Source organism: Maricaulis maris, assembly GCF_049116555.1.
Taxonomy (GTDB): Bacteria; Pseudomonadota; Alphaproteobacteria; order Caulobacterales; family Maricaulaceae; genus Maricaulis; species Maricaulis maris_C.
The window spans coordinates 94,429-113,655 of the sequence record NZ_JAGDYT010000001.1; the positions used below are offsets into that span (position 1 = coordinate 94,429).

The window sequence follows — 19,227 nt, forward strand, 5'->3', positions numbered from 1 at the left end:
CTCAGGCCTCCGTCGGAGATGATGATGACTTGAGATGCACATCGCGCTGCGGAAATGGAATCTCAATTCCGGCATCACGGAATTTGCGCCAGATCGTGAACATGACCTCGCTCTGGGGCGCCCATCGCCCTTTTACAACATCTTCGATCCAGAAAAGGAGGGTGAAGTCGACCGAGCTGTCGCCGAAATTGCGCAGGAAGCATTGTGGCGCCGGGTCATCGATCGTCGATGGATGTTCACGCGCGGCTTCGAGGATCAGCGCCTGGGCCTGCTCCAGGTCGGCGCCGTAGGATACACCGACGGCGACTTCGATCCGGCCGCGCGTATTGGTCAGCGTCCAATTGGTGACGCGATTGGTGATCAGGTCCTCGTTGGGAACCAGAATTTCCTTGCCATCGACGGTCTCGATGAGCGTGTAGCGCGCACTCGACTTGCGCACGAAGCCGGTTACGCCGTCCGGCAATTCGATCAGATCGTCCTGCTCGACTGACCGTTCCAGCAGAAGGATGAGGCCTGAAATGAAGTTCGAGGCGATCTTTTGCAGGCCAAAGCCGAGTCCGATACCGAGCGCGCCGGAGAAGATGGTCAGGGTGGTCAGGTCCAGGCCGATCAGGTCCATCGTCACGAGGAAGGCTATGACGTAGAGCGCGATCTGAAAGATTTTGGTGATCAGGATGCGCGTCGTGGTCCGCATCCGGGTCAATTTTTTCAACCGGCCTTCCACCAGAGCCGAGATGATGGCGGTGGTCCAGAAGACCAGGACAAGCACCAGCATTCCGCGCAACGCGTCATAGGCGTTGATCGAGAGGCTGCCGACAGAGAAGGTCAGCATGGGCGCCCCGAGATATTCGCGCGCGATGTCGAGATGCCCTGTCGTGCTGGCATAAACCGTCGCAGCCAGAGTGATGAACAGCAAGATGCCCGCCCACGCGCCGCTCGGCTTGATGAGGGACAGCAAGAAAGTCTTCATGCGCGCGTCTTTCCGATGGGAGCAGCGGTCAATGGTTCGCTGGTCTGTCTCAATCCGTACTCTGCGTGACTGCGTGAGGCAAGCGCGTGCGAGGCCTCAGTAATCGCGGCGCCAGCGTATGGCGACAGAGGCGTCGGTATCGGCCGAGACGCGCGACAGCACAGACAAATCGGCCGTCAACGACCACTCAATGAGAGCCTCATTGATCGCGGCGGCCCCATTGCTGCCGACCTCGACATAGACATTGTCACCGAAGCGCCGCCCGCCCACGACCGAGAGATTGCCGTCTTCATTGGTCGAGATGTCGAGGCGGTCTATGCCGGCCAGGTCACGCAATTGCCCGACGATGTCGAGCAGGTTCTGGCCGGACAGTTGCGCCGCGAGCTGAGCGGCCTCGAAGGCACCCAGCTCACTGACCGACTGATCGAAGAGGAGGCGGGCGAGGATCTCGTCTTCGGGTAGGGCCGGGTCGCTGGACAGCGTAATGGTTGGAGCCTGCACCGAGCCCTCAACCCGGGCCGAGGCGCGGAAACCGGTGCGGCTGTGCACGGCGGTCAGGTCGACCCGGGCATCGCTCGGCGCGCCGTCGAAGGTGACGACACCGCTTGCAAGACTGAAACGGCGGTTGAAGACAAAGGCCGTTCCGCCAACCAGATTGGCCGTGCCGTTCAGCGACGGTTTGGACTCCGGGCCGGTGACATGCAGATCAACGCCCCATTCCGACGAAAAGGCGCGCGAGGAGACATAGAGTCCATTCTCTGCCCGGACCCGGTAATCAAGTCGGATCGGGAGGCGTGTTTCGCTGGCGACGCGCCTGTCCTTGGGCAGATTGATCTCGACCACATGCAATTGCGGAATGGAGCCCGCTCCATTGAGTGTCGGCTGGGTGCGGAGCTGGTCGATCCGGCTTTCGCCGCTGACGAGCAAGCCTGCTTCGTCGAGTGTCAGCGTGAGATCTCCACTTGCCTGCAAGGTCAGCTCAGGGCGTCGGACGGCCACGAAGCGATCGAAGGTGAAGAGACCGCTTCCGCGCGCCTCCCCTTGCGGGTCCAGTGCCAGGCGCCCGCTGCCGGAAAGCCGGCCCTCGCGATTGTCGGAGGCTGAAAAGCGGGTTAGCTCGGCGCTGTTCTCGGTAAGGGTGAGATCCAGCTCGACCGCGGTTACGAGGCTGCCGGCCGTGGTGGCATTGATCTGGCCGTCGCGCAGGGACGCGGTGCCGTTCAGCCGCGGCTCGCCGACAGTGCCGGAGACGACGAAGGCGCTGTCGATGCGGCCGCTGTCCATCAGGATGTCCGACGGCAGAAACAGTGCTGCCAGGGCAATCAACTCCCCATTGGCGGTGATCTGGCCGGACAGGGGCGCATCCGTTTCGCCCTGCGGCCTGGCAATGTTGATGGTCGGACCGGCGCGATTGAGGTCCCCACCGGCCTCCAGGCCTCCGCCGGTCAGGCGAAGGCTGGCGCTGGCTTCGTCCTGCAGCGATGCGGTCATGACCATGTTCATTGCGGGCATGTCAGGCAAATCCCCCGCGAGCAGATCGCTGGCGACCAATTGCGCCGACCCGCGCCAGACTCCGTCGCGTTGGCGCAGATCAGCGGCGCCGGAGAGCATGCCCTGGGTGGCCGGCATGGCGGCAATGTCAGACAGCACACTGACAGGCAGGCTGTCGATTGTGAGGCTCGCAATCGGGTTGATGCCGGCCGTCTGCAGATCGAGATCGAGACGTCCGCCGCCCAGTGTGAAAGAAGCGAATGCAATGACACCGTCGGCGCCGGTGGCAAAGCGAATGGGTTCGAGCGTCGTCCAGTTATGGGCGGCCCACTTGCCGGATGGGGAGAGGCTGATGGCGATTCCGTTCGCATCCACTGCGGCAGTCCCGGTCGCGCTGAGATCGACATTCGACCGCATGCGGCCATCGGCGCTGGCCGCAAGTGCCATGCCGGACAGCGGACCTGCGAGGGTCAGGCTGGCGGCATTGAGGTCAGCCGCACCAAGTCGCTGGGATTCCAGAGTCAGTTCGGCGTCAACCCGGCCCGCCAGCAGATCATCTGTCCGACCAGAATAGCTGGCATTGAGCGCCATCAATTCGTCCCGCACGGCGTTGAGGGTAACCACCAGGTCGTCATCCTCGATGCCAGCGGATCCTTCAAACCGGGCATCCCCGAATTGACCGCTGGCCACGGTCAGTGCCAACCGCTCCGCCATGGACTCCACCTGCCCGTTCATTGCCAGTGCCGTTCCGGCCTGGTCTTCTGCGGAGAACACCCATTCCAGGCGTGTCGGTTCGGAGCGTTCGCCCAGCTGACCGCGTACCCCAAGGCGGGGCGTCCGCAGATCCAACGGTCCCGCCTGCAAACGGCGGGCAGTGGTCACCGCCCGGATCCGAAGCGCATCGGGGTCGCGGACCAGGCGGAAAGCTGTGGCAAGGCCACCCTCGATCTCGGTGGCCGAAACGGGAAGCGCGCCGACCAGGGCAAGGTCGCCGCCAACCTGCCAGTTCTGTGCGTCGCGCGCATCGCCAGTCAGGGTGAGGTCGATCGCCGGGCTGTGGGCATTCAAACGTGAAACCGTCCACCCATCATCGCTTCCCGACAAGTCAAACTCCGCTTGCAAACCGTCGAGAAGACCCTGTGTGCTCTCCGGCCAGGAGATGGCGCCGGCGTCGATTTCGGCGGTCAGCCTCCGGTTCGCGGAGAATGTGAGGCGCGCTGCGACCGGGCCGCCCAGCATGTCGTGCAAATGCCGGGTCTCTGTAACCGCGATCTGGGCTGCGCCGATCGGCCAGCTCTCGCCGGGCGGCAAATGGCCGTTTGCGGTGAGCGTGAGGGACGGCGTGCTCAGCGAGAAGCCGGGCTGGGCCTGCCATCCGGTTTCGCGACCGCGATCAAGGAGGCGTCCGTTGATCCGAAGGGTCTCGCCGAGCAGACGGTCTGCATCCGCCTGGCCTGTCATCAGCCCCGCGATCTCGATGTCGATGTCCAGCTGCGGGTTGCCGCCGGGGAGGCTGATCTCGACCCGTCCACTGAGCTGCTCCGCGCCGAGCGGGTCGAAAGCGAGGCCCTGAAGATCGGGTGAGAAAACGATGCTGGGGGCCTCTCCGCGACGGATGGCAGCTTGTCCCGTCAGTGAGTCCACCGTGACTCGACCCGCTGACACCCGCTCGAGGAGAGCGGGGCTGATCGTATAGTCGGCGAGGATTTCCGGAGCGGTGACCTCGCGCAGGGTGACGCGGCTGCCGCGACTTTCAAGCGATACCGTATCGATGGTGAGGGTTTCTGCCCGGCGGCCTGATGCCATTGCCGTGACGGTCTCGATTTCTGCAGCAAGCGGATCAGGAACCAGACCCCAATTGGCGAGTTGGACCTGCGAGCTTGTGGTCCAACTGGCCGCATCCCACGCGAGATCAGCCTGAGCCCAGACCTGATCGTCCGCCAGCAACTCGATCGAACCGCGTCCGCCATCGGCAGCGCCCTCAACACGACCGTCCAGTCGCACCGGGCGGCCTGACATGCGCAAGAGCGCGGCCAGCGTGCCGTCGGCCTCGCCAGTGGCACTCAGCGTTCCGGAGACCTGGTCGGCCGACAGCATGAACGCGGCGCTCAGTTGGTCGCCCGGTGCATCAAGCCTGATTGCGTCGAGCGTGATCCGGCTGGTTTCCGGCCGCAGGCGTGCCGAGGCCTGGAGCGATAACTCGGCGGCTGGTCCGGCGAGACCTTCGACCAGGATCAGGCGGGAAAGGGCGAGGGCGCCGAGATCGATTGCCGGTGGCGTGGGGACGTCTCCGCCGGAGCCGGGCGGGCTCTCTGATTCCGACGGCGCCAGAACCGGCCGGCGGTCCACCGAGACCTGCGCAATGGTCAGTTCATTGATCCGGATCGGCCGTGAGATCAGGCTGCGGGCCTGCCAGTCCAGCGTGATGTCTTCCGCCGTCAGCCAGATGCCCTCATCATCATGCAGGGTCAGCGTGTCGATATGCAGGCGGGCGAGCGGATCCCCGCTCAATCCGGACACACTGACGCGACCGAGGCCGGGAATATCACGCCCATCGAGCTGGCTGTGGGCCAGCCATCGTCCCGGCGAACTCCCGGCTGCAAGGCGCAACCCGACCGCCATCAGGGCGAGGATGAGCAGTGTCATGCCGGCGAGGGGCGCTATGCGGCGTATCAGGGCGGGCAGTGCCATGTTCAGAAGGCCTGCCCAAGGCTGAGATATATCTGGAAGCCGGGCTCGCCCGTGCGGCGATCCAGCGGCGTGGCGAGATCGATGCGGACCGGCGCGAAGTCGAAATAATAGCGGGCGCCAATCCCGACTGCACTGCGCATGCCGCCGAATTCTGGTGCGTTCAGGTCAGAGGCGATGGCATTGTCGATGAAGGCGACTGCCCCCCATTCCGGCGTCACCCGCCACCGCAATTCCGTGCTCAGTTCGACAACGGACAGGCCACCAAAGGGCTCGCCATCCGATCCGGTAGGGCTCAGCGATTGATACTCGAATCCGCGGGCTGATCCTCCGCCACCGGCAAAAAAGCGGTCATCGGCGGCAAGCGTCGTCGCCGATGTCCCCAGGATCGAGCCGACCCGGGCGCGGACGGCTGCTACCAGCCCGTCGTTCAGTTGGTAATAGCCCGAGGCGCGGCCTTCGACGCGGACATACCGTCCGTCCTCATCGCCGAAAGTGATGGCGGGGGTGACGCGCAAACTGGCCCGAAGGCCGCTCGTCGGGTCGAGCGCATCATTGCGGCTGTCATATCCGCCACTCAGATCGAGGGCGGCGGTGACGATATCACGCTCGCCCACGGCATCGGTGATCCGCGAGCTGTCGAGCGACAGGCCCGCGCCGTAGACTCGGCGCTCGCCGGACCGGCGGGTGATCTCGATTCCCGCTTCGATTTCATCCTGATCGTAAGCATCGGTGGTTTCGCGGGTGAGGCCAGAATGCAGGAAAAGTGTCTGGGCATAACGGCGCCAGTGCGGGCGTTCCAGGCGGGCAGTCGCGGACTGGTTCAGCGTCGCGAGTGTGCTCGACAAGGTCAGGGTTTCATCGCTGCCAAAGACGTTGCGCCGGATCCAGCGCAGATCCGCGCCAGCGCCTTCGCTGGTCGAATAACGCAAGCCGGTTTCGACCGTATGGCGATCGGCGGCGGTCAGCTCGACCTCGACAGTGCGCGCATCGCTACCCGCGACCGGCGTGCCGAGCGTGACCCGGGCCGCGCGTACGCTGGCCAGACTGTCGAGTCGCCGCTGATAGCCCAGCATGTCTTCGCGTGAGGCGGTTCCACCGCGCTCGAGTGGAGAGATGCGAGCGATGAATTGCGGGTTCCAGCCAGCGGTTTCTCGGCTGATGTCGCCGTAGCGTGAGAACGGGCCGGGCTCGAACCTGAAGGTGATCAAACCGTCGGAACCGGCGTGGTCAATCACCACTTCGCGCTCGAGGAGGCTCGCGTCCGGCCAGCCTTCATTCTGCAGAGCGCGAAGTCCGCGTGCCTCGGCATCAATGACGCTCTGGGCCAGCAATGGGCTTCCGTTTGCCAGACCCATCGCCGCGAGCGCGTGCGTTCTGGCGTCCATATCGCCACCGGTCTGGGCATCTAGCTGGCCGATCGTGAATTGGGGACCCGGCAGGACACGCAGCCGGGCGTTGCCGGAATCATCGACGAAAGTATCTACCCGGGCCGCGTAATAGCCGCGCGAGCGCAGCAGGCGACGTGCCCGGTCCGCGGCGGTCCGGGCATCGCGCATGGCGCTGGTCGCGGGCGTGTCCGGCGCCGTGTCGCGCTCACCGATGGCGAGCTCGAGCGCTGCCAGGAGGTTCGGATCGCGGACGCCCTGGACACGGGCCAGCGGCTCGGCGTGCGCCACCGAACAGGTCAAAAGGACGAGGGCTGGGAGGAGGGCGGCTTTCAAACCGGGTCACCTTGGAAAGTAATCCCGTTTTATAAGGCCCGTGAAACGCGCTGTCCCCTCTTTTTTGGCGTCAGACTGCGGTGCTGTGGCGATTTTCGGCGAGTTGGAGCGCCGGGTCGAGACGGGCCGCGATATTGCGCACATAGGGCCTGCCGAGCGCCGTGACGACGAGGCGCCCGGATTCGATCTGTACGAGTCCCTCCGCGACAAGGGGCGCGAGGGCGTCCACATTGTCGGTCGGGGCCAGCTCGGTTTCGAAGCGGCACAACAGATCCGCAAGGCGTGTTGCGGTGGCAAATTCGGCCGGCGATCGTTCCACCCCGCGCGCCAGCATGTCGGCGCCTGACATGACGGCCTCTGCATATCGCACCGGATCGGCGATGGTCTGGACATAACCCTGCGGCGTCTCGCTGATGGCCGAGGCGCCGAGTCCGATGAGGAGGTCGCAGGAATCTGTCGTGTAGCCCTGGAAGTTGCGCCGCAATGTGCCTTTGGCGGCGGCGATAGCGAGCGGGTCGTCGGGGCGTGCGTAGTGGTCAAAGCCGATCGCGTCATATCCGGCGTCACCAAGGGTCGCGGCGGCCGCCAGCATCTGCTCGAAACGTTCCGACGCTCCGGGCAGGCGGGAGTCAGGGATGGCCCGCTGATGTTTCTTGAACCAGGGCACATGGGCATATCCGAAGACGGAAATACGGTCCGCCCCCATCTCCGCCAGCGCTGTGGCCGTGGTGACAACGCGTTCGCGGGACTGCGCGGGCAGACCATACATCATGTCCATATTGATGGCCCGGATCCCGGCAGAGCGCAGCATGTGGGCGGCAGCCTGGACCATGGCGCGGGGCTGGATTCGGTTGATCAGAAGCTGGACTTCGCTGGACAGATCCTGCACGCCGAGGCTGGCCCGGTTCACGCCATGGTCGGCCATGGTCGTGCACAACTCCGTCGTGACACCCCGCGGGTCGAGCTCGACCGCTATCTCAGCATCGCTGGTGATCGTGAAGCGCTCGCGCAGGCGGGCCATGATGCGCGCAAATTCAGCCGGTTCCAGCATGTCCGGCGAGCCGCCGCCAAAGTGGATGCACGTGACGCGGCTGCCGACCGGTGCATAACCGGCCCGACGCCGAATGTCGGCGTCGAGCGCTTCGAGGTAGCGGGCAATACGGTCATGACGATTGGGGATGGTCGTATGACAACCGCAATACCAGCACATGGATTTGCAGAACGGGATGTGGATGTAGAGCGACAGGTTTGAGCCTGTCGGTTGTCGGAGCATCCAGTCCGACCAGTTCTGAAAGCCCACACCGTCATGAAAGCCGGTCGCTGGCGGATAAGAGGTGTAGCGCGGCACCGTTTCCAGCGCATACTGGACCAGGAAGCGCGGAGCGTTCTCGATCATCGTCGTCAATCTCCACAAATTTGCTGGGAGATTATCCACCCGCGCTCTTTTGGTGGATGCGCCCAAAGCGCGCATGCGATAATTGCCCTGACAGGCGATAATATGGAGATCGAGGTCGACCGTTCGCCTGCCTCATGTTAGGGGTAACATCATTGTAGAACGCGACGCTCCTACGATACGGCGCGTCAAGCAGGAAGCCGGATATGGCCGAACTCGTTCCCGTCGAACCCTTTGATATTGTTGTTTTCGGTGCCACTGGGGATCTGGCCTTGCGCAAATTGATCCCGGCGCTCTTCCATCGCTGGTGCGACGGGCAGATCACCGATGACAGTCGCATCATCTGTGCGTCGCGCGACTCCATGGAATCGGCCGCCTTCCAGGAGATGGCGGCAACCCATGTGATAACCGCAAAGACATCGGCCGAGCGCCGGGCGTCCTGGGGCAAGTTCTCCGCCCGCCTGACCTATGTATCCGTCGATGCGACCAGTGAGACGGCGGGCTGGGAAAACCTGGCCGCAGCGCTCGATCCGGATGAGAGCAAGATCCGACTCTATTATCTGGCTCTGCCGCCCTCGATCTACGGGCCGATCTGCGCCGGATTGGCGGCTCACAAGCTGAACACGCCCAATGCGCGCATCGTTCTGGAAAAACCGATCGGGTCAAACTACCACACCGCCCGCGCGATCAATGACAAGGTTGGTGAGGTTTTCAAGGAAAACAATATCTTCCGGATCGATCATTATCTGGGCAAGGAAACCGTCCAGAATCTGCTCATCCTGCGCTTCGCCAATTACCTTTTCGAACCGATCTGGAATGCGAACGGGATCGATCATGTCCAGATCACGGTCGCGGAATCCCTCGGCGCGGGCAAACGGGCGAGCTATTATGATCGCTCCGGTGCTTTGCGGGACATGGTCCAGAACCACCTCCTTCAGCTCGCCTGTCTCGTGGCGATGGAGCCCCCTGCCTCGCTCGATCCGGATGCCGTGCGTACGGAAAAGCTCAAAGTGCTCAAGGCTCTGCGGCCGGTAACCGCGTCCAACGTCAATCAGGACGTGGTTCGCGGTCAGTATCAGGCTGGCGCTGTCGAGGGGGAGAGTGTCCCCGGCTATGCCGACGAAGTCGGTCAGGCCACGCAGACAGAGACTTTCGTTGGCATGCGCGCGCATGTCGATAACTGGCGCTGGGCAGGCGTGCCCTTCTATTTGCGTACCGGAAAACGGATGGCATCGCGGCGATCTGAAATCATTGTCCAGTTCAAACCCATTCCGCATGATGTCGTCGGCGCGGCCGAAGGGGCCATGCATCCCAACCGACTGGTCATCCGCCTGCAGCCCGATGAGGGCGTCAGGCTGATGCTGATGACCAAGGACCCGGGTCCGGGTGGCCTGCGCTTGCGCTATGTCCCGCTCAACCTGGCCTATGCCGAGCACTTCGAGCAGGATTATCCGGACGCCTATGAGCGCCTCCTGATGGCGGTCGTGCGCGGCAATCTCAGCCTCTTCATGCGCCGCGACGAGGTCGAGGCGGCTTGGCGTTGGGTCGACGGTATCATCCAGTCCTGGGAGGACAGTCAATCCAAGCTGTATGGCTACCAGGCCGGGACTGATGGTCCGACCCAGTCCGCGCTGCTGCTGGCTCGCGAGGAAAGGGAATGGTTTGATGGCCTTGACCGATAAGCCGCGCCCTGACCTCACCGAACATGCCGACAAGGCCGCCATGGCAGAAGCGCTGGCCAAGCCGGTTGCGGATCGGCTTGCCGCGGCGATCGCTGAACGTGGAGAGGCGGTTCTTGCTGTCTCTGGCGGCTCGACACCCGAGGGGCTCTATCGTCGGCTGTCCGGTGTGGCGATCGACTGGTCGAAGGTGACGGTGGTCCTGGTCGATGAGCGCTGGGTGGAGCTGGGCGAGCCCGGTTCCAACGAGACATTCCTTCAGTCCACCTTGATGACCGGCCCAGCCGCGCAAGCGCGCCTCGTCGGGTTGAAAGCGCCCGGCGAGACGCCACTGGACGGACTTCCGGAACTACACACCCGCCTGGCCGGGCTGAACTTTCCGCCGGACGTCCTGATCCTGGGCATGGGTGAGGATGGTCACACGGCGTCCTGGTTCCCGCGTGCCGATGGGCTGGATGAAGCCCTTGCCGAAACCGGGTCGCCGATTGCTGCCATTCGGGCCAAGCAGACGACCGTGACGGGGGCTCATACGGATCGCATTACGCTGACCCGATCGGCTCTGGCCGGCGCCGGACTCAGCCTTCTCCTGATCGCTGGTGACGGCAAGAAACGCGCCCTCGACGCCGCGCTTGAAGCGGGGTCCGTCGCCGACATGCCGATCCGCGCGCTCCTGCGCTCGCCGGACGATCGACCCGAAATTCACTGGACGCGCTGAGCGCGTTCGCCTGAACGGAAGACTGATGATGACCCAGACCATCAACGCGACCCTTCGCGCCGTCACCGACCGCATTCGCGAGCGCAGTGCCCCGACCCGGTCGGCCTATCTCGCCCAGATTGCTGCCGCCCGCGAAAACGGCCGCAACCGGTCGACTTTGTCCTGCGGGAATCTCGCGCACGGTTTTGCTGCCTGTGGCGGCGCCGACAAGCGGGCACTCAAGGATGGTGGCTGGGCCAATGTCGGCATCGTCACCGCCTATAATGACATGCTCTCCGCTCACCAGCCCTTCGGACCCTATCCGGATATCATCAAGAAGGCGCTGAACCAGGTCGGCGCGGTCGGCCAGATCGCCGGGGGCGTGCCGGCCATGTGTGACGGCGTCACCCAGGGTCAGCCGGGTATGGAACTCTCGTTGTTCAGCCGCGATGTGATCGCCATGTCGACCGCCGTTGCGCTGTCCCACAACATGTTCGATGCCGCTCTCTGCCTCGGCGTGTGCGACAAGATCGTGCCGGGCCTGATGATCGGCGCATTGCGCTTCGGCCATCTGCCGGTGATTTTCGTGCCGGCCGGCCCCATGCGGTCGGGTCTGCCCAATCCGGAAAAGGCAAAGGTCCGTCAGCTCTTTGCCGAGGGCAAGGTGGGGCGTGACGCCTTGCTGGAAGCCGAAAGCAAGTCCTACCACTCGCCGGGCACGTGTACTTTCTACGGAACGGCCAATTCCAATCAGATGCTGATGGAAATCATGGGGCTGCACATTCCCGGCGCCGCTTTCGTCAATCCCGCTGACCCGATGCGCGAGGCGTTCACGCGCGCTGCGGCCCAGCGTGCTGCTGCGATTACGGCTGACCAGGACGCTTACGCGCCGATGGGCGAGATCGTCGACGAGAAGGCCATCGTCAATGCGATTGTCGGCCTGCACGCCACGGGCGGCTCGACCAATCACACCATCCACCTGATCGCCATTGCGCGGGCGGCCGGCATCCTGGTCGACTGGACCGATTTCGATTCTCTGGCCGATGTCACCCCGCTCCTTTGCCGTGTTTATCCGAATGGTCCGGCCGATGTGAACCATTTCCATGCCGCTGGCGGGCTCGGCTACGTCATCCGCGAATTGCTCGATTCCGGCCTGTTGCATGAGGATGTGAAGACCGTGATGGGCGACGGGCTGCGCGCCTATGCCAGCGACGCTTTCCCCGATGGAGACGGGTTGAAATGGCAACCCGCCGCGGCTGAGTCCGGCGATCTCGAAATTGTGCGGCCCGTGTCCGAGCCCTTTTCTGCCGACGGCGGCCTCAAACTGCTCGATGGGGCCCTTGGTCGCGCGGTGATCAAGGTCTCGGCCGTGAAGCTGGAACATCGCATCGTCGAGGCCCCCGCCCTTGTCTTTGAGAGTCAGGAAAGTTTCCTCGATCGCTTCAAGGCGGGCGATCTGGATCGGGACTTCATTGCGGTCCTGCGCTTCCAGGGGCCGCGCGCCAATGGCATGCCGGAGCTGCACAAGCTGACCCCGGCCTTGGGGTCATTGCAGGATAGGGGCTTCAAGGTGGCACTGGTCACCGACGGCCGCATGTCGGGCGCCTCCGGCAAGGTGCCGGCGGCGATACATGTCAGCCCGGAAGCGGCATTGGGTGGCCCGCTGGCGCGGGTTCGCGACGGCGATATCGTTCGGCTTGATGCGGTCGCCGGGACGCTTGGGATCGAGGCGGACGGGTTTGACGCGCGCGCACTGGCGACCCCGCCCTCTGCCGTGCAGATCGGCATGGGCCGTGAGCTCTTCTCCGGCTTTCGTCAACTCGCTGGCCCTGCAGAGGAGGGCGCGCTCGCTATTCCCGACCTCGCTGTCGCCTCGCAGCGCGATGACGCATTGATTCCGGCCTGACCTGCCATCATCCTGCCGCAGGATCAGGCGAAATTGGTCGCTTGGCCGGTGTCGGGGACTGCGATGTCGACGCGTAATGTCTGGCTTGTTGTCGCGACGTGCCTGGGCCTTTGTATGGCGCCTGGGGCGGCGGGGAGTGATGAGGCCGTCCCCGCGCCCGGGAACGCCCAAGACGCCGTGCGGGTTTCGGCCCGATATGCGTCGTCTGTGCTCTTCTTCAAGGTCGGCGAGATAACGCTGGATGCGCGTTTCGGTGAGGCCGGATACGCCGCCGAGAGCTATATCGAGGCGGCCGGGCTCGCGGCGCTCTTCACGGATTTCGATATCCGCGCCGAAGTCTCCGGACAGGGCGGCAATGGGGCGCGTGAGCCGCAGGTCTATGAACACGTGGAGCGGACCGGATCAAAAGTCCGTTCTGTCCGGATAGAGTTCTCGGATGTTGTCGCTCGCTCCGAGGCGGAGCCGCCTTTCGGCTCCTGGGGCGTGCCACCGGCCAGCGATAGCGACCGGACGGATGTGATTGACCCGATGACAGCATTTTTCGAGTTGTCGCGCCGGCTGGAGGGCGGAGAGGGTTGCCAAGGCCGTCTCGCCGTTTTCGATGGCAAGGCGCGCTATGACCTTCGTCTGGAAACCGTTGGAACGGACCGGGTCCGGACGCGCGCCTGGCGTGGCGACGCGCTCCTCTGCCACGCCTGGTATGAACCGATTTCCGGCTATGATCCGGAAGACTATCCAAGCGCGTCCGAGTTGCGCCACCCGCTGGTCCTGTGGCTGGCACCGATTGCCGGAGACGCAGCCTATCTGCCTGTGCGTCTGCACACCCGGGCGGGCTTTGGTGGTGTGACGATCGAACTGACCGGTCTCCGTGTCGAACCGGCGCCGGGCGGTTAGCTCAAAAAGCTCGATAGCGTGATCGTGATCACATGTTGCAAGGCCGCTCGCCGGTAGAATCACGGGACCGCTCACCGAGCGGCCCCAAACTCCCGGGATCAGCTTGCTGTGCCGGGAGGGGCGGGGTGCAAGTCCTTGCCCATGCGAAGCCCCAACTTCGCCTTGCGCCCCGCCGCCATTGGGCCGCCCTGCGGTCGCATGATCGCCTGATCAACGCGCGATGGACGCTACGCATCAGCGCGTTTGACAAGGAAAACGTGTTGAAAGTTGAGTTTGCCATGCCCTTCCGTCACCGCTCCCGGTTGCACGACACGAGCGAAGCAACAATGATGGCCGTCCGCGATTTGGGAACAGGTGATGAGTGTGGGCACGCGCTATCGGGCGTTTATCAGTTATAGCCATCGAGATCAGGCGTTTGCACGCGCGTTGCACCGGCAGCTCGAGACCTATCGCGTCCCTTCGCACCTGGTCGGCCGCGAGACAGCGCTCGGGGCGGTGCCACGACGATTGACGCCCATTTTTCGCGATCGCGAGGATCTCGCCGCAACCGGTGATCTGACAGCCTCCGTTCGTGATGCCCTGGCCAATTCCGGCACGCTGATCGTGGTCTGCTCACCCGATGCGGTGGCGTCGCGCTGGGTGAATGAAGAAATTCGCGCCTACCGTCAGCTCAATCCAGGCGGCACGATTCTCGCGGCTGTTCTGGCGGGTGACCCGGACGCGGACCCCGAGGCTGAACCTCAATTCGCCTGCTTCCCGCCGGCCCTTCTGGAACCGGGCGCTGATGGCGTCGCTAGCGAGCCCGTCGCTGCCGACATGCGGCGCGAAGCTGACGGGCGGCGCATGGCGCTGTTGAAGCTTGTCGCCGGTCTTGTCGGTGTCAGTCTGGACCAGCTGATCCAGCGCGACCTCCAGCGTCGGCAAAGGCGCGTGACCGCCATCACAGGCGCGTCCGTCTTGCTTTCCGCTATCATGGCCGCATTGACGCTGCTGGCTCTCTCGGCTCGTTCCGAGGCGGAGAGGCGCAAGGCCGAGGCCGAGGACCTTATTGAGTTCATGCTGAATGATCTAAGAGATAATCTGGAACCGGTCGGGCGGCTTGATGCGCTCGATGCCGTGGGGGCCAAAGTGATCGAGTATTACGACAACCAGGGTGCTGCCACCATGACCTCGGACGAACTTGGCCGCCGCGCGCGAGCCTTCCACCTTCTTGGTGAGATAGACAGTGCTCAGGGCGATCTGGACAATGCCTACCAGCACTTCCGCATCGCCTATGAATCCACCAGTCGCATCCTTGCGGTCGAGCCGAGCATGCCCGAGCGCATCTATGAGCACGCGCAGAGTACCTACTGGGTTGGATATTTCGCTTGGCGCAGGGGTGATCTGGATAGCGCAGAGCGCCGCTTTGTTGAATATCGAGACCTCGCCTATCAACTTGTCGACGCCGACCCGGACAATCTCGAATGGCAGACCGAGGTCGCTTACGCCCACTCGAATATCGGATCACTTTATGTTGGCCAGCGTCGGTGGGCGGACGCCTTGATCGAGGCGCGCTCAGCGGTCAGGCAGTTCCGCGTTCTCGCCGCCGGCCGGCCCGACGCGCATGCGGCTTGGACCGAATTGGCGCAGGGTCTCGCCTGGGTGGCGTCGATTTCGGAGATCACCGATGGTCGTGATGCGTCGATTGCTGTGCTGCATGAGCAGTTGGAACTCTATGAAAGCGGGCGGATCGACTCCACTGATGACTGGCGGGTCCGGCGCAATGTGATCGCCGCGGAATACGCCCTGGCGCGCCTGTTGATCACGCCCAGCGAAACCACCACCGAAGACGATCTCGACATGGCATTGGCCATTCTCGAATCTGCCGCACTCGAGGCGTCTGCGCTGGTCGCGCATGAACCGGATAATCTGGAATGGCGATTGATCGCTGTCAGGCAGCGCCTCTGGCAGGCGCAGGCGGAGCTTTATAGCGGCGATGTGACCGGCGCCCGCGATGCCTATGTTGCGGCAACAGGCTTCATGGCGCATCCCGCCTGGGGCGGCGCGGAGGGCGCGCGATTTGCCGTCAGCCGTTTGCATGCCAGCCTCATCGAGGGGCGGATATTTGCCGCGCGGGGCGATTTCGAAGCGGCACAAACCTCCGTCGAACACATGTTGGCGACCCTCGGTCAGGTCGATGACTGGGACGGCGCGTTGGAACGCGCGCCCTATTACTACGCGGCGGGTGCCAACACGCTCGCGGACTCACTGGAGGCACAGGGGCAGGCGGCTGAAGCGCACCGTATTCGCGAGGACATCGTTCGCCGACTCGAGCCCATCCGTGACCGCATTCGAACCGATTCGGCCGCCGAGCTTGCCTATGCTCGTGAGTCGCTCGATCACGCGCTCATTCGCGCAGAATAGTATCGCCGGCCCTGCGCGCGGGCCGGATGCGGCAATCGCCAGAGGGGGATATCCATATGGCAGTGATCGACCGGGACGCTTTTGACGGGACGAAAATCCAGGAAGAGTTGGAGGGTGTGTGCGGTCTGACTCCGACGCAGACCCAACTCAGCCTCATTGCCCAGGCCACGAATGGATTCGTGGTCATGAATGGCAGTGATGTCGGCCGGGAAATGTTTGACGATGCGGAGATTTCGCAAATCTTCGTCATCTTCGCCGAAACGGTGAATGACTTTTCGAATGCAGATGCGTCGACTTTGCGCACCGCTGTGTCCGCTGCATTGGCGGGAATGTGGACGCCTTGCTCTGGCGATATGCCCTGTCCGTTTGATCAGGCGGCGCATGGACGCACGCGCATGATATTTCATGTCCATGTGCCCGGCTGGGGTTTCGAGCCGGCCCGCATCAAATTCAAGGGGAAGGATCCGTCAGGCTCGTTTTGCGGGCTGGACTGGCTGATGCTGAACGGGGAAAACTGCAAGCCATACAGCTTCCAGATTCAAACCAAGCCTGTCGAGGAGCCTGAAACCTATGAGTTCGCGCTCTTCATCAAGTCGTCACAGGATGCGGGTGACCAGGCAACGGGGATCATTATCGATCCGGCCCTTGAACTCACCCCGCCCTGATCTGCAGTTGCACGCGCTGCGCCGCCGCATGCGAGCGGGGACCGGCTGTGCGTGAGCAGATCATCAATCGGTTCAATTCGGGCGATCTCGCCCGGGCGTATGACCTGTGTCAGGACGGTCTCCTGGACCGCCCTGACGATTTCTGGCTGAAGCATCGGGCGGTTCTTTGCCTGATACGGTCCGGCGCTCTCGAACGCGCTTTCGCCGCCTATCATGAATACCGCCTGGCCGAGATCCGTCATGACGAGGATTGCCTGGCGGTTGGAGCCCGCCTGCTCAAGGCGCTCGCCCTCGAAGCCCATGGTCGGGACTTTGCGCGCCAGGCTGCCGAGAGCGCCCGCAAATATGCGGATGTCCATGCAAGGACGGGAGGCCATTACCCGGCGATCAACGCAGCCAGCATGTTCATGCTGGCTGGCGAGCCCGGGCAGGCGGAGAATTTTGCGCGCGAGGTTCTCTATGGCACTTTCGCAAATACGCCCGCCACGCCGGAGGAGGCGTATTATCGGCATGCCTCCCAGGCCGAGGCCTATTTGCTGCTCGGGGATCTGCCAGCGGCCCGATCCACGCTTAAAGAGGCGTTCCGCCAGGACCCCGACAATCATCTGGCCCATGCCACGACCTTGCGCCAACTCCGTCTGCTGGTGTCTGTTCTCGGGCTCGACGCCGGCTGGCTGCAGGCGTTGGAGCCGCCACGTCCGGCGCATTTCGCGGGCCATATCTTCGGCCTGGGTGAGGGCGAGCGGCAGCTGGCGCTCGGGTCGGAGGCCCGGCTGCGTGATCTCGTCGACATGACCCTGGCGCGTCACAATGTCGGGGCCGTCTATGGCGCCCTGGCTGCCGGATCGGACATTGTCATCGCCGAATCCGCTCTGGCCCGCGGCTGCGAACTCAACCTCGTCCTGCCCGTCCCGGTATCGGTTTTCGTCGACGCGTCCGTGCGTCCCTTCGGTGACGCCTGGCGGACCCGCTTCGATGCCTGCCTGGAACGAGCCGAGAAGATTACCGAGCTGACCAGCGACCGACGCATCCTGTCACCGGCGACCATCAATTACGCGAGTCTCGTCGCCATGGGCATGTCGCGTATGCGAGCGCAGGTTCTGGCGACGCGTCCGCTGCAAATTCTGATCGCGGAGGAGGCCAACTCCGAGGGGTCTCGCGCCGATTGCGGGACGCTGCATGATGGCGCGGTCTGGTCCGGTTGTGGCCTGGATCAGGTGCGTCTGGCCTATCCCGGTCAGCGTCGGGCGATGGCGGCGAAGACCCAGGCCTCAGGCCTGGAGCCCGGCTTCAAGCCGGCCATGCGGGCCATGCTCTTCCTGGACATCGCTGGCTCATCGGCGGTTCCGGATGATCGCGTCCCGCATTTTGTCCAGTCGGTGCTGAAATCGCTGGCGGCGTGTTGCGACGCCCTCGCCGATCCGCCTCTTCATGCCGACAGCTGGGGGGATGGCATGTTCCTGGCTTTCACGACCGTGGAGCAGGCCGCGCGCGCGGCCGAATCCCTTCGGTTGGCCTTTGCCGGGATCGACATGCGCGCCGAGGACCTGCCGACTTCGCTGGGGCTTCGCATCGCCGGCCATTTCGGCCCGGTTCATGAGGGCGAGGACCCGTTACAGAAGCGTCCCTCACTCTTTGGCGGTCAGGTGGCGGTTGCTGCCCGGATCGAGGCCGCCACAGTGCCGGGCTCCATTTTCGTCAGTGAGGCCTTTGCGGCGGCGCTGACCATGTCGTCATCCGACTTTCGCAGTGAGTATGTCGGGCAAATCAGAATCGACGCCCACATGCCCGAGCACAGGCTCTATGCACTGCGGGCTTTGCCGGTAAAGGCCGCCGCCAGGTTGCGGCGTGTCCGATCAGCTCGACCCGCGAAGCCGGTCTAGCTGATCGGGATCGACCAGTTCAATCCGGCCTTTCAACTTTTCCAGAAGCCCTTTGCGCTGCAGATCATTGATGGTGCGCGAGGCCGTTTCCCGGGTCGAATTTACGCGCAAGGCCAGCTCCTTCATCGACGGGGCCGGTTCGATCACCCGCGCCGTGCCATCCGAGCCAACGGGCCGGGACATGCGCAGCAGCTCGGCATAGATGCGGCCCGGCGCCGAGAGGGCAGAAAGCTCGAACATGCGCTGGGTTGTGTGCTGAACTCGCTTCGCCAGGACGCGCGAGAGGGCGATGCCTATCTCGCCATGCCGATGCATCAACTCGAAGAAGGTCTTGCCGTGATAGATCGCGAGATCACAGTCGGTTTCGGCAATGATGCCCGACGTTCGCGGGGCTCCGGTCAAGGCTGCGAGCTCACCGAAAACAGCCCCTGCCTCGAAGGCATCGAGCCAGATTTCCTGTCCATTCTCCGACAGAAGTACGACGCGGGCGCGCCCGCCGAGCAGAATGAATACGCGATCATCGGCCTCGTCCTGAGCGATGATGACCGTGCCCGCCGCGACGTGGTTTTGTTCCGCGCGCTCCACCATCTCCCGGCGAGCTGTCACGCCATCAATACCCAGATCGTGCAGGGCGGCATTCCAGGACGTGTCGAGCTGCATGAGGCCTCCCGCCGGGCCAGAGGCCGCGAATTCATGGCGAAACATCGGGGCAAGCCTAGTGAGCTTCGTGAAAAACGCCAGCGAATTCTATCGGTTGACCTGTGGCTCGACCGGTTTTTCATCGCCATTCCGGCGGAAGATCGCTAGGGTCAAGTGAACAGTGTTTTCTCGGGAGGC

Annotated in this window: 12 protein-coding genes; 7 read left to right on the forward strand and 5 right to left on the reverse strand. The window is 63.7% G+C overall.

Translation table 11 applies throughout. The features are described from left to right. Position 1 precedes the first annotated feature (1 nt). The 4 genes from JXQ94_RS00380 to hemN form a co-directional block, all read right to left on the reverse strand. Positions 2–970, reverse strand: a complete 969-nt coding sequence (locus JXQ94_RS00380) for a mechanosensitive ion channel family protein (protein ID WP_421921852.1) — start codon at positions 968–970, stop codon at positions 2–4. A gap of 96 nt (positions 971–1,066) precedes the next feature. Then, positions 1,067–5,107, reverse strand: coding sequence for a translocation/assembly module TamB domain-containing protein (locus tag JXQ94_RS00385; protein ID WP_421921853.1), 4,041 nt, complete (start codon positions 5,105–5,107; stop codon positions 1,067–1,069). A gap of 47 nt (positions 5,108–5,154) precedes the next feature. Next, positions 5,155–6,873 carry an autotransporter assembly complex protein TamA gene (locus JXQ94_RS00390; RefSeq protein WP_421921854.1) on the reverse strand — a complete coding sequence of 573 codons (1,719 nt, stop codon included), beginning with the start codon at positions 6,871–6,873 and terminating at the stop codon, positions 5,155–5,157. Positions 6,874–6,943: 70 nt separating this feature from the next. Continuing rightward, the gene (hemN, locus tag JXQ94_RS00395; protein WP_421921855.1) at positions 6,944–8,269 is read right to left on the reverse strand and encodes an oxygen-independent coproporphyrinogen III oxidase; all 1,326 of its coding nucleotides are present in this window, start codon (positions 8,267–8,269) and stop codon (positions 6,944–6,946) included. A gap of 203 nt (positions 8,270–8,472) precedes the next feature. On the opposite strand from hemN, the gene zwf reads away from it, so the two are divergent. From zwf to JXQ94_RS00430, 7 genes are all read left to right on the forward strand, one after another. After that, the gene (zwf, locus tag JXQ94_RS00400) at positions 8,473–9,948 is read left to right on the forward strand and encodes a glucose-6-phosphate dehydrogenase (RefSeq protein ID WP_421921856.1); all 1,476 of its coding nucleotides are present in this window, start codon (positions 8,473–8,475) and stop codon (positions 9,946–9,948) included. Continuing rightward, positions 9,932–10,660, forward strand: a complete 729-nt coding sequence (pgl, locus tag JXQ94_RS00405) for a 6-phosphogluconolactonase (protein WP_421921857.1) — start codon at positions 9,932–9,934, stop codon at positions 10,658–10,660. The genes zwf and pgl overlap by 17 nt, the downstream gene beginning before the upstream one ends. 28 nt (positions 10,661–10,688) lie before the next feature. After that, positions 10,689–12,545 (forward strand): phosphogluconate dehydratase, encoded by a 1,857-nt coding sequence (edd, locus tag JXQ94_RS00410; RefSeq protein ID WP_421922664.1) that lies wholly within the window; start codon positions 10,689–10,691, stop codon positions 12,543–12,545. Between the two features lie 63 nt (positions 12,546–12,608). Continuing rightward, positions 12,609–13,439 carry a DUF3108 domain-containing protein gene (locus tag JXQ94_RS00415; RefSeq protein ID WP_421921858.1) on the forward strand — a complete coding sequence of 277 codons (831 nt, stop codon included), beginning with the start codon at positions 12,609–12,611 and terminating at the stop codon, positions 13,437–13,439. A 357-nt stretch (positions 13,440–13,796) separates the two neighbouring features. Further along, a complete protein-coding gene (locus JXQ94_RS00420) occupies positions 13,797–15,842 on the forward strand; it encodes a toll/interleukin-1 receptor domain-containing protein (protein ID WP_421921859.1) in 2,046 nt (681 codons plus the stop codon). A 56-nt stretch (positions 15,843–15,898) separates the two neighbouring features. After that, complete coding sequence (locus JXQ94_RS00425) at positions 15,899–16,507, forward strand: hypothetical protein (protein ID WP_421921860.1); 609 nt, start codon at positions 15,899–15,901, stop codon at positions 16,505–16,507. Between the two features lie 47 nt (positions 16,508–16,554). Continuing rightward, entirely contained in the window at positions 16,555–18,390 is a 1,836-nt protein-coding gene (locus tag JXQ94_RS00430) for an adenylate/guanylate cyclase domain-containing protein (protein ID WP_421921861.1), read from the forward strand. Here JXQ94_RS00430 and JXQ94_RS00435 read toward each other — a convergent pair. After that, positions 18,364–19,095 carry a Crp/Fnr family transcriptional regulator gene (locus JXQ94_RS00435; RefSeq protein WP_421921862.1) on the reverse strand — a complete coding sequence of 244 codons (732 nt, stop codon included), beginning with the start codon at positions 19,093–19,095 and terminating at the stop codon, positions 18,364–18,366. The two genes, JXQ94_RS00430 and JXQ94_RS00435, sit on opposite strands and share 27 nt — an antisense overlap. Between the last annotated feature and the right edge of the window lie 132 nt (positions 19,096–19,227).